The sequence below is a fragment of the Streptomyces zagrosensis genome (genome assembly GCF_014203645.1).
Classification (GTDB): domain Bacteria; phylum Actinomycetota; class Actinomycetes; order Streptomycetales; family Streptomycetaceae; genus Streptomyces; species Streptomyces zagrosensis.
Genome location: NZ_JACHJL010000003.1, coordinates 389557 through 401745, shown reverse-complemented (window position 1 = coordinate 401745; position 12189 = coordinate 389557). Strand labels below are relative to the sequence as shown.

Annotated in this window: 6 protein-coding genes; 3 read left to right on the top strand and 3 right to left on the bottom strand. The window is 70.6% G+C overall.

Going from position 1 to position 12189, the window contains the following annotated elements:
• Positions 1–148 precede the first annotated feature (148 nt).
• Positions 149–1336 carry an ATP-binding protein gene (locus tag FHS42_RS08585; RefSeq protein ID WP_246494422.1) on the bottom strand — a complete coding sequence of 396 codons (1188 nt, stop codon included), beginning with the start codon at positions 1334–1336 and terminating at the stop codon, positions 149–151.
• Between the two features lie 168 nt (positions 1337–1504).
• Between FHS42_RS08585 and FHS42_RS08580 the strand changes: the two genes are divergently transcribed.
• Both FHS42_RS08580 and FHS42_RS36715 read left to right on the top strand, forming a co-directional pair.
• Entirely contained in the window at positions 1505–3352 is a 1848-nt protein-coding gene (locus tag FHS42_RS08580) for an SWIM zinc finger family protein (RefSeq protein ID WP_184570477.1), read from the top strand.
• 91 nt (positions 3353–3443) lie between these two features.
• Positions 3444–5516, top strand: coding sequence for a DUF5691 domain-containing protein (locus tag FHS42_RS36715; RefSeq protein WP_376772548.1), 2073 nt, complete (start codon positions 3444–3446; stop codon positions 5514–5516).
• Positions 5517–5727: 211 nt separating this feature from the next.
• Here the strand turns inward: FHS42_RS36715 and icmB are convergent, their stop codons facing one another.
• A complete protein-coding gene (gene icmB, locus FHS42_RS08565; protein ID WP_184570475.1) occupies positions 5728–6141 on the bottom strand; it encodes a coenzyme B12-dependent isobutyryl CoA mutase small subunit in 414 nt (137 codons plus the stop codon).
• A gap of 766 nt (positions 6142–6907) precedes the next feature.
• Between icmB and FHS42_RS08560 the strand changes: the two genes are divergently transcribed.
• Positions 6908–9097 carry a M23 family metallopeptidase gene (locus FHS42_RS08560; RefSeq protein WP_312866773.1) on the top strand — a complete coding sequence of 730 codons (2190 nt, stop codon included), beginning with the start codon at positions 6908–6910 and terminating at the stop codon, positions 9095–9097.
• A gap of 151 nt (positions 9098–9248) precedes the next feature.
• Here the strand turns inward: FHS42_RS08560 and FHS42_RS08555 are convergent, their stop codons facing one another.
• Positions 9249–12158 (bottom strand): ATP-dependent DNA helicase, encoded by a 2910-nt coding sequence (locus FHS42_RS08555; protein ID WP_184570473.1) that lies wholly within the window; start codon positions 12156–12158, stop codon positions 9249–9251.
• Positions 12159–12189 lie beyond the last annotated feature (31 nt).

Genomic DNA, 12189 nt, shown 5'->3' with positions numbered 1-12189 from the left:
GCGTCGTTCAGGTCAGTCGTGTCGTCCAGGTCGGTCGCGTTGTCCAGGTCGGTCGCGTTGTCCAGGTCGGCCGCGTTGTCCAGGTCGGCCGCGTCGGTGGTCTCGTTCGGCGCGGCCTGCGTGGACCGCGCCCGCTCGCCCAGCGTGCTCACGCGCTCACCTCTCGGCAGGCTCGGTAGAAGTCCTGCCAGCCGTCACGTTCCCGCACGACGGCTTCCAGGTATTCGTGCCAGATCACCCGGTCTGCGGCCGGGTCCCGCACCACCGCGCCCAAAATGCCCGCTGCCATATCGCCCGCGCGCAACACGCCGTCGCCGAAGTGCGCGGCCAGTGCGAGGCCGCCGGTGACCACGGAGATCGCCTCCGCCGTGGACAACGTGCCGGACGGGGACTTGAGCTTCGTACGGCCGTCGCCGGTCACCCCCTCACGCAGCTCGCGAAAGACCGTCACGACGCGCCGGATTTCCGTGCGGCCCTCGGGCACGGACGGCAGGTCGAGCGACGTCCCGAGCTGGTCAACGCGGCGCGCGACGATGTCCACCTCGGCCTCGGGCGTCGCAGGAAGCGGCAATATCACGGTGTTGAACCGGCGACGCAGCGCGCTGGACAGCTCGTTGACGCCGCGGTCTCGATCGTTGGCGGTGGCGATCAGATTGAACCCCCGTACCGCCTGCACCTCATCGCCCAACTCCGGGATGGGCAAGACCTTTTCCGACAGCACGGTGATCAACGTGTCCTGTACGTCGGCCGGAATACGGGTCAGCTCCTCGACGCGCGCGGTCATGCCGTCTGCCATGGCCCGCATCACCGGGCTTGGCACCAGCGCGTCCCGACTCGGCCCGTGGGCCAGGAGCTGTGCATAGTTCCAGCCATACCGGATGGCCTCCTCCGGCGTGCCCGCCGTCCCCTGTACCAGCAGCGTCGAATCTCCGCTCACCGCCGCCGCCAAATGCTCCGACACCCAGGTCTTCGCGGTGCCCGGAACACCGAGCAGCAACAGCGCACGATCGGTGGCCAGCGTCGTCACGGCCACCTCAACGATGCGGCGCGGTCCCACGTATTTCGGCGTGATCACGGTGCCGTCCGGCAGTGTTCCGCCCAACAGATAGGTGGCAACGGCCCACGGTGAGAGCCGCCAACGGGCCGGCCGCGGCCGATCGTCGGCCGCGGCGAGCGCGGCCAGTTCATCGGCGAACGTGTCTTCGGCATGTGGCCGAAGCACCTCCGCGCGTCCCTCGGTCTCGTGCGCGGCTCCAACAGTTGCAGGAGTTCCCGCCGTATCGGCGGCTTCGCCCGTCCCAGCGGCTCCAGGCGCGGCCTTCGCGGCTCCCGGCATGGTCTTCGCGGTCCCAAACACGGTCACAAATCCCCCTCCTCGCACGCCCATCCGGCTGCCTCAGCCGGGGACGTTCTCCACCATGCACCACCCCTCTGACAATCCGTCCTGGCCGACCGAACCCGCAGGTCAGAGCGATTGTCAGAGGGGTGGCCTAACGTCGTAGACATGGATGTGCAGGGGGAACGATGGACGGCGGAACAGGTGCTCGCGCTGGCTCCTGACGCTTCATCACAAAAGGCGGGCAGCAGGCTCGCGACGCCCGCGCCGTGGTCAGGCAGCGGGACGCAGGATGGTGCCTTGTGGGGGCTGTGCGCGGGCAGTGGCACCAAGCCGTACCAAGCCGTGATCGACCTTACGGAGCCGGCGTACCGGTGTAGTTGCCCAAGCCGTAAGTTCCCGTGCAAGCACGCCCTGGGGTTGCTGCTGCTATGGGCCGCGGGAGACACCGTGCGCGAGGCCGTGCCGCCGCCGTGGGCCGACGAGTGGCTGAGCAGCCGACGCCAGCGCGCGGAGCGGGTGGTGGCTTCGGCCGGTGGTGCCGGCGCGGACGGCATGCGGGGGCCGGATGATGCCGGCGAGGGCACGCAGGGTGCCCGGGGCGATGCGCCGGCGCGCCGGCGCACGGAGCGCGTCGAGCAACGAGAGCGCCGCATCGCCGCAGGCGCTACGGAATTGGAGCAGCGGCTCGCCGATCTCCTCCGGGACGGCTTGGCTGGAGCCGACCGGTCCGGCTATACCCAGTGGGATGAGACAGCCGCCCGCATGGTGGACGCGCAGGCACCCGGTCTTGCCTCTCGGGCACGGGAGTTGGGCACGATCGCCTCGTCCGGCCCGGACTGGCCGTCCCGGTTGCTTGAGGAGTGCGCACTGCTGCACCTCCTCACTGAGGGCTTCCTCCGAGTGGCCGATCTCCCGGCGCCGCTGGCCGCCACGGCTCGTACGCGCATCGGGCTGACCACGGACACGGCCGAACTGCTGGCCACGGCCGACCCCGTCCGGGATCACTGGCTGGTCCTCGCTCGCCAGGACAGCGACGACGGCAAGCTGACCACTCGGCGCGTATGGCTGCGCGGCTCGCGGACGGGCCGGATGGCCATGCTTCTCTCCTTCGGTGCCGCGGGCCGCGCCCCCGAGCTGGCCCTGCCGGTCGGCCTCGTGCTGGACGCCGACCTCGCGTACTACCCCGCTGCCCGCCTCCTGCGCGCCACGCTCGGCACGTGCTACGGGACGGTGAGCAGTGCAGGACCCCAGCCCCAGCCCCAAGCGCCGGCGCCCGAGGACCGGGCAGCCACGACTGCTGCGCATGAAGCTCGGGAGACGGCCGCGCCAGCTACTAGGGACGGCCGGAGCGCAGTAGCCACGGCCCAGGCCGATGAGACCACGGGCCAGTCCGGCCCAGGCCCCTCTCAGCCGTCCGCCGCCGCCACCGCTGCCACCACCGCTGCCACTCGGGCGGACGCCCACGACGGGGTGCCGGCCGGCGCGACCGTCTCTGCTCCGCCCGGAGTGGACGTATCCACCGCTCTCGCTGCGTACGGCACTGCGTTACGGGACGATCCCTGGCTCGACGCCTGGCCGGTGATCCTCTCCCGCGTCGTTCCGATACCCGACGCGGCAGCCGTGGCCGCGCTCGCCACCACAGGCACCGCGCGCGGCGGTACGGGCGACGGCAACTGCGCTGCCCCCGGCGGCAGCGGCAGTACGCCCGGTGGCAGCGGCAGTAGCGCCCACAGCGCCGGCAGCCCGACCGGCAGCCCAGCCGGCGGCAGCGGCGAAGCCGCAGTAGCGGCGCGAGCCGATGCCAAGGGCTGGCAGCTCGCCGACGCGGATACCGGGCTCGCCCTGCCCATCGACCCCCGCTGCCCCACCAACCTGTGGCAGCTCGCCTCGATATCGGGTGGTGCTCCCCTCACCGTCTTCGGCGAGTGCGGGCACCGCGGTTTCGTCCCTCTCACGGCCTGGGACGAAACGCCCGTATCGCTGTCGCCGGGCAACCGCCGAGCGGCATCATGACGACGCCGCTCTCTCGCGACGCCGCCACGCGCATCGAGCCGAGCCCATCGCCGCCCATGATCAGCCACCTCCCGGCCCCTGGAGGCACACCGTGACGTTGACCGACACCCCGGTCACCCCCGCCGCAACGCCCTCCGACGCCGCGAGCCCCCACACGGCGAACCCCAGCGCCGCGAGCCCCCACACGGCGAACCCCAGCGCCGCGAGCCCCCACACGGCGAACCCTCCCGTCGGCTGGGACGACCTGCTGGCCGCCGCCCTGCTCGGTACGGATCGGCGCACCCCGCCCGTCGCCGCGCGGCCGGGGCAGGATGCCCCGATGGCGTTGTTGGAGGCTGCCGCGGTCAGCACGGTGCGGCGCCGCGCGGGGCTGCTGCCCGCCGCCGCCAGGCCCCGGCCGGTTCCCGCGCCCGACGACACCAGGCCGACGTTGCCGCCCGCCGCCCGGTTGCGGCTGGCCATGCTGCTCACCGACCGCGCTGGTACGGGTGGCAACGGTCCGCGCACCGCGCCCGACCTGGCGGAACTGCTGCCGCAGTGGCTCTCCGCCGCCAACGGGTACGGCTACCGCGCGCCCTCGTCACTGCTGCCCGCCCTCATCGATGCGGCCCGCGCCCGGACGGACCTGCGCCCGGCAGCGCTCACCCTCGCGGGGCCGCGTGCGCTGTGGTTGGCACGGCTCAACCCGGACTGGAGGTTCGCCCTACGCGGCGGCCCGGCAGGCGGCGCCTTCGATGGGGCGGCCCCCGGCGCCGTGCTCGATGAGGGGGCGGCGAACCGCCTCTGGGAGGAGGGGCTGTTCGCCGAACGGGTCGCGCTGCTCGCATCGCTGCGGCGTCGGGACCCGGCTGCCGCGCTCGACCTCCTCTGTCGTACCTGGCCGACCGAGCGGGCCGAGGATCGGCTGATGTTCCTCGACTCGCTGCGCGAGGGGCTCTCGTCTGCCGACGAGCCGTTCATCGAGCAGGCACTGTCCGACCGCAGCCGCAATGTCCGCTCCACGGCGGCCGAGCTCCTTTCGGCCCTCCCCGGCTCCGCCCTGGCCGCCCGGATGGCCACACGCTCTCGGGCTTGCGTCACCCTGCGGGAGGAGGCAGCCGGCCAAACGGAGGTGGTCATCGATCCGCCGCGGAGCTGTGACAGCGAAATGCAGCGCGATGGAGTCGTACCGAAGGCGCCGTCCGGCCGCGGAGAACGGGCCTGGTGGCTGGGCCAGTTGGTGGAGGCAACGCCGCTGGCGACCTGGTCCCAACAGTTCGGCGGGCGTACTCCCGCGCGCATCCTGGCGGTCCCGGTCGCCGATGGCTGGGAGGCGGAACTCCACGCAGCATGGAGCCGCGCCGCCGTGCGGCAACGGGACGCCGCCTGGGCGCGCGCCCTGCTCAGTACCCCGGTCGGCGGCGATACGTCTGCCGCCCCCACGGGACTCGCAGCCCGCGCGGCCCTGGCCTTCGCCAGCCTCGACCCGAGCCCGGGCCATGGCGCACCGGCCACCCCGACACCGCAAGGACCCGCCTCGGCCGGACCATCCGGTCCAGCGGGGACTCCAGCCACCCCGGCCACCGGCCCCGCTCAAACGCCCCCGCCCCCGCCCCCGCCCGCGCCTTCGCCCGCTACCGTTCCTCCGCCCAACGCATCGCCCCCCACACCCACCGCATCGGCGCCCGCCCACACCCATGGCAGTGCGCCGGCCGTACGGGCCGCGCTCGGCGGTCGGCCGCTCGCATCGGCCGAAGGCCCCTCCTGGCGTGACCCGGCCAAGCTGCTCGCGGTGCTGCCGCCGGAGGAACGGGCCGTATGGGTCGCGGAGTTCATCGCCGCCCACGGCCTGTCCGATGCCTTTCGGCTGCTGGGCGTGTGCGCGGTCCCCTGGGCCGAACCGCTGGGCCGCGCGGTCGTGGACGCGCTCGACATCGCTCGTGACGCGGGCAGCTACCCGTGGAGTTTCAGCGGGGTGATGGGCCTGGCCGAGCGGTGCCTGGACCCCGCGCTGGCCGACCGACTTGAGATCCTGACGGCGCTGGCGGAGGAACCACGCGACGGCGCGCCGGGGGCGACTGGTTACTGGTCGGAGGCGTTTCAGCGGTTAGTCGGCACGCTGCGACTTCGCGCGACGATACAGGCGGAACTGGCCGACAAGCCGGGAGAAGGCCAACCCGGCTAGGCCGTCAGACACCCCGCCCCAGCCCTGGTCGTCCCGAATGGGCCGGGGGCTCTGGGATGGGGCCGAGATGGCCGGGGGCAGAGTGCCGCGGGGCCCGAACAGGCGCCCGCTCCCCGGCCAACCATCGGGCCAACGACGCACCGGACCCCTGGCGCACCGTGCACCGGGGGTCGCGGCTGAGCTCGGGGCCGGGTTAAGGGCCGGGATGGGGTTACGCCTCGGCGGGCTGCCGTACGTTGGCCCGTACCCACTCGATCACGGCGGTGGTCGGAGCGCCCGGCGTGAAGATCGCGGCCACCCCCTGCTCCTTGAGGGGAGCGATGTCCGCCTCGGGGATGATGCCGCCGCCGAACACCTTGATGTCCGCTGCCTCGCGCTCACGCAGCAGTTCAAGAACCTTGGCGAAGAGCGTCATGTGCGCACCGGACAGGATGGACAGGCCAATCGCGTCGGCGTCCTCCTGGATCGCGGTGTCCACGACCTGCTCCGGGGTCTGGTGCAGTCCGGTGTAGATGACCTCCATACCAGCGTCTCGCAGCGCACGCGCGATGACCTTCGCCCCGCGATCGTGGCCGTCGAGCCCCGGCTTGGCCACCACCACGCGGATCGGACCGGTCACTCCCATCACTGCCTCCATGCTGTTATGGATTCCTGGCCGCACGCTTCCGCCTGCGACCCGCACGTACCACGCACGACTGCCGTCATCGGCCATAGGTGTGAACGCACGTTATCGCCAGCATCTCGTAAGCGACCGTCCCCCGGTGGAGAGCGAGGGGGAAATCACACGTGAGTCACTGCGTACGGTACGCGCCGAGCCCGCCGCGAGCCCGCCGAGCGGCCACCGCAACACCACGGCGAGGGTCATCACTCCCACACCCGCACCCCGCCAGCTGACGCGCTGGCCGACTGGATGCGTATCCGGGCACGGGCCGGGGCTGTGTCCGCCGTGCTGATCATGGAGTTACGCGGGGCCGCGCCGGATTACTGCACTCAATTCGCGGGTTATTGCAGCGCCGAGCCCGGCACTGAATCCCGTATGGTCCGCGCCTATTGATCAGTTAGAAGCTCAGCACCTCGCGCACAACACGCGCATCGGTAACACCGAAGATCTCGATCTTCCGGCGTGCGGCGTAACCCGCACCGAAGTACGGCCGAAGCGGACACCGATGAAGGGGGCGCAGACGCGTCAGCGGCACGTTCGGTTGCGCGGTCGCCGCTCTTTCTCTCGAACAAGACTCGAACGCACGGCCAAGTAATGCCGATCGAAGCGCCGAAAGGCGACCAAATGCCCGTTCTCTTCGAGCACGAAACCAGCGGAAGATTGTCGGCGTCGCGTACTGCCGGGTACAGTCGCCGCTAATTCTCCTGCTGTCGAGGCGAAAGAGAAGTTGGTGGTGAACAACCGTCACCCGTCGGGTAGCTCAGACCCGGCGGCCCCCGCACCAGATGCCTCATCAGCGCACTACGGGTCGTATGACCAGCAGAGTGCACAGCATGGCCACACCGGGTATGACGGTTACGCCACCGGCACCTTCGATACTTTTGACCACCCTTCCGCCGGCTACGGCGAAGCCGATGGAGTCGGCGACCCGTTGTACGGCACGCTCCCCGGCAGCCAGCACGGCAGCCAGCAGCACGCCGCCCATGGCACCGACACCGACGCTGGCGTCACGTACGACGGCGGACCGTATGACGGGCAGCCTGCCGACCCGTACGACGGGCAGTCCGCTGGGCACGCTGGGCAGTACGACGCCGGGCAGTGGAGTGGCGCGTACGACGATCAATCCGGCGGGTACGACACCGGCAGCCACCACACCACCGGCACCTGGGGCACCGCAACTGGTTATCCGCAGATGGCGGGTGGCCCGTATGCGGGAGTGGATGCCGACACATCCGGCCAGTGGGACACGAACGCCTGGGGCAGCACAGGCCAGGCCGACCCGGGGCAGTTTGAGCCCAACCACAGTGCAGCCGGCCAGTTCCTCAATGGGCCTGCGGACACCGGCCAGTTGGATACGGGACAGTTCGCGACGGGCACTTTCGACGTCGGGCCCTTCGCGGACGGTCCGCATGACTCAGGTCAGTTCGACGCCAGGCAGTGGAACGGCGCAGCGTTCGACACCGGGTCGTTCACCACGGGGTCGTTCACCACTGGATCATTCGATACCGGGTCTTTTGACATCGGGTCTTGCGACACCGGAGCTTTCGGCACCGGGCAACACGCCGCCAGTCCGCACCCCATCAGTCCCCGCGACTCAGGCCAGCACGACGCCGAGCAGTGGGACACCGGATCGTTCCATACTGGTTCGTTCCAAACCGGGTCGCTCGATACTGGGCAGTGGGACACCGGGCAGCACGCCGCCGTTGGGCAGCACGACGTCGGGGCGTGGGACACGGGCCAGCACGAACTCGGGCAGTACGGCACTACACAGTGGGACACCGGCTCTTACGAGACGACCGCCGCCGATGCGTCACCGTACACACAGCCGTACCAGCAATCGCAGCAGCCGCAGCAGCCGCGTGATGAGCCTGCTCAGGCGCACGAGCAGGCGTTCGAACCCGCGCCCGAAGCGGAGCCTGAACGCACCGCCACCTTCCCCGTCGTGGACGAAGCGGACCTCGACGCACCGTACGGACTCGACACCAACCCCGACGAGGCACCGTACGAACTCGACGCCGACCCGGGCGATACGCCCCCCCTCAGCAGTCGCTCCCCCGGCCACTCGACGACCGCAGTCGCCGAACCCAGCACCCGCGCCGCACGCCGCCGGCAGCAGCAGCCCGAAGCCGCCACTGCCACGGCGCCGCCGCTGCGCCGAGATGGCGGCGGCCGTGGCCGCCGTCGCCCGGCCACGCGGTCCCGGCGCTCCGCACTCCTCACCGTCGCCGTACCGTCCGTCGCCGTCATGGGCGTTGCGGCCGTGGCCGCCGCGTCCGTCAGCGGTGTAGGCAGCGACAGCGACAAGAAGGCAGAAGCGACCACGCAGGCCGCGCCCGATCGGCCCACGGTGCAGCCCACCGCCGCCAACAGCAAGCTGGACACCCAGCTCGCCGGGCTCACCGCTGAGGCCGACAACTTCGCCGATCGCGCCAGCCGTACCCAAGAGCGCATCGACCTCAAGGAGCGGCAGGCCACCGAGAAGAAGCGCAAGGCGCAGGAGGCAGCACGCAAGGAGGCGATGCGGCCGAAGTTCGCACTCCCGGTGCAGCAGCATGGGCTCAGCGCCATGTACGGACAGGCGGGCATCAACTGGATGTCGGTGCACACCGGTATCGACTTTCCCGTCGATCAAGGTACGCCGGTGATGGCCGCCACCGATGGCACGGTGCGTACGCAGTTCAACACCGCCTACGGGAACATGGCGATAGTGACCTCGCCCGATGGCACCGAGACCTGGTACTGCCATCTGAGCAGCACGAAGTTCCGTTCCGGGTCGGTTCAGGCGGGCGACACGATCGCGTACTCGGGCGACTCAGGCAACTCCACTGGACCGCACCTGCACTTCGAGGTACGGCCCGGCGGTGGGTCGGCCGTCGATCCGCTGTCCTGGCTCCGCGGCCACGGGCTGGACCCCACTTAAACCACCCAGCACCCGGCGCTCACCCTCACCAGAGGGCGGCCCGCCCGACCGCACGCCGGCCCGACCGCACGCCGAGCCGACCGCACGCCCGGCCGATCAGCGGTGCCGGTCTTCCGCGAGCGGCACCGCGTCGGGGGCGCAGCGCCCAGCGCTACAGCTTTTGCACCGGTGCGTACCGCAGCAGCAGCCGTTTGGGCTTCTCCTCGCCGAAGTCGATCGTCGCCTCGGCCGCATCGCCGCTACCCTTGATCGCTACCACCGTGCCCAGGCCGAACGAGTCGTGCGTGACCCGGTCGCCCACGGTCAGGGAGACCACCGGGTGGTCCTTGACCCGGCGCGTCGCAAAGGCGTTGGTGGTGCCCCGGCCACCGGAGCGGGTGGATGCGGACATGGACGAGGACAGTGAAGAGGCCACTGAGCCCATCGAGGCCGATGGTGTCGCCGGGCCGGTGCGCTTCCACGTCAGGTACTGGTCGGGGATCTCGTCCAGGAAGCGGGACGGGGGGTTGTAGGCGGGCTGGCCCCAGGCGCTGCGCAGGGTCGAGCGGGTGAGGTACAACCGCTCGCGGGCGCGCGTGATGCCCACGTACGCCAGCCGCCGCTCCTCCTCCAGTTCCTTGGCCTGACCGAGCGCCCGCATATGCGGGAACACCCCGTCCTCCAGGCCGGTCAGGAAGACGACCGGGAACTCCAGGCCCTTCGCGGTGTGCAGGGTCATCAACGTGATGACGCCCGTGCCCTCTGAGTCGTCATCGGGGATCTGGTCGGAGTCGGCGACCAAGGCCACCCTTTCCAGAAACTCGGCCAACGTCCCCGTCACGGCACCCCCGCCAGCACCGGTGTCCCCGCCAGCACCAGCGTCCGCGTCCCCGCCAGCACCAACAACCTCCGCAACCTCACCAGCACCCGCGTCTGCATCCGCACCCGCGCCAGCACCCACCCCGCCCGCGCCCCGGGCTGCCGCGGCGGCGGCCTCCTCCACCGCGGCGGCAGCCTCTACCGCTTCAACGGCGTCGGCCGTCTTCGCGGCGTCGGCCAGCTGCTCGGTGTCGGCCAGTTGCCCAGTGTCGGCCGGCTGCTCGGTGTCGGTGGGCTCATCCGTCGCCGCGCCGCGCTCCTGCTCGAACTCCAGCGCCACCGCCGCGAGTTCCTGAAGGTTCTCCACCCGGGTCTCATCCTGCGGGTCGGTGGACGCCTGGAGCTCGGCCAGATAGCCGGTGCGCTCCAGGACGGCTTCGAGAACCGTTGCCGGTCCGGCGCCGGATTCGACGATGGTCCGCAGGTCCTCAAGCAACACATTGAAGCGCTTGACCGCGTTGGCCGAACGCGCCGCCATCCCGTACGCCTCGTCCACCCGGCGCAGCGCCTGCGCGAACGAGATCTTTTCGCGCTGCGCGAGCGCGTCGATCATCGCTTCGGCGCGCTCACCGATACCGCGCTTGGGGACATTGAGGATGCGCCGCAGCGGCACGGTGTCCTCGGGGTTCGCGAGCACCCGCAGGTACGCGAGTATGTCGCGGACCTCCTTGCGCTCGTAGAAGCGGACGCCGCCGACGACCTTGTACGGCAGGCCGACGCGGATGAAGACCTCTTCGAAGACGCGGGACTGGGCGTTGGTGCGGTAGAAGACGGCCACATCGCCGGTGCGGGCGTCGCCCGTGTCCGTCAGCCGGTCGATCTCGTCGGCGACGTACTGCGCCTCGTCGTGCTCGGTGTCGGCGACATAGCCGGTGATCGTGGCGCCGGCGCCGGCGTCCGTCCACAAGTTCTTGGGGCGGCGGTTCTCGTTGCGCTCGATGACGGCGTTGGCGGCGCTGAGAATGGTCTGAGTGGAGCGGTAGTTCTGCTCAAGCAGGATCGTCGTCGCGTTCGGGTAGTCCTCTTCGAACTGGAGGATGTTGCGGATGGTCGCACCGCGGAAGGCGTAGATCGACTGGTCCGCGTCGCCCACCACACACAGCTCGGCCGCCGAGTCGGCCGGGCCGACCAGCTCACGCACCAGCGTGTACTGAGCGTGGTTGGTGTCCTGGTACTCATCGACCAGCACATGCCGAAATCGGCGACGGTAGTGCTCCGCGACCTCGGGGAACGCCTGGAGCAGGTGCACCGTGGTCATGATGATGTCGTCGAAGTCGAGTGCGTTGGCCTCGCGCAGCCGAGCCTGGTACATCGTGTACGCCTCGGCCACCGTCTTCTCGAAGCCGCCCCCGGACCCCGCGTTGTCCCCACTCACCTGCGCGGCGAAGGCCTCCTCGTCGATGAGCTCGTTCTTGAGGTTGGAGACCTTGGCGCTGAAGGACTTGGGCGGGAACCGCTTCGGGTCCAGATCCAGATCCCGGCAGACCAGCGCCATCAAGCGCTTTGAGTCGGCCGCGTCGTAGATCGAGAACGAGGACGTGAAGCCCAGCTTTTTGGACTCGCGGCGCAGGATGCGCACGCAGGCGCTGTGGAACGTGGAGACCCACATGGCGTTCGCACGCGGGCCGACCAGCTCCTGCACGCGCTCCTTCATTTCGCCCGCGGCCTTGTTCGTGAAGGTGATCGCGAGGATCTCGCCGGGGTGCGCACGGTGCGCGCTCAGCAGGTGGGCGATGCGGTGGGTGAGCACCCGGGTCTTACCTGAGCCGGCGCCGGCGACGATGAGCAGTGCGCCGCCCGCGTGCACGACGGCGGCCCGCTGCTGATCGTTCAGCCCTTCCAGCAGCGCGACGGGGTCCACGACGGGGCGGGGCGCGCCGTCGCGGTAGTACGCCTCCCGCTCGCCGTACGCGTACGAGCCGGGCTCCTCGTACGCCTCGGGGCTCGCGGCAAACCCGGCGCGCTCGCCAAAGCCAGCGGCGGCTGCCCCGAAGCTAGCGGCAGCCCCGCCTGGGCCGTGACCCTGGGAGTGCTGGTGGTCCCATCCCGCGAACAAGTCGTGCGGGACCTGCTCCGAGGCCGGGCCCGCGGGCCCTTCGGAGTGGCCCGGGTCGTCCTCGGGGGTCTCATGATCGTCGGGCGGAGGTTCCCCGCCCGCGTTCTCAAGGTCCGCCAGGAAACTGTCATCAAAGAGGCTGCTCATCGCGTACCGAGTCTAGGGCGCACCACTGACA

Excerpts from the sequence above, each read along its gene's own strand:
- FHS42_RS08585 (WP_246494422.1), bottom strand. The coding sequence starts at position 1,336 with ATGCCGGGAGCCGCGAAGGCCGCGCCTGGAGCCGCTGGGACGGGCGAA.
- FHS42_RS08555 (WP_184570473.1), bottom strand. The coding sequence starts at position 12,158 with ATGAGCAGCCTCTTTGATGACAGTTTCCTGGCGGACCTTGAGAACGCG.
- icmB (WP_184570475.1), bottom strand. The coding sequence starts at position 6,141 with ATGGGAGTGACCGGTCCGATCCGCGTGGTGGTGGCCAAGCCGGGGCTC.
- FHS42_RS08580 (WP_184570477.1), top strand. The coding sequence starts at position 1,505 with ATGGATGTGCAGGGGGAACGATGGACGGCGGAACAGGTGCTCGCGCTG.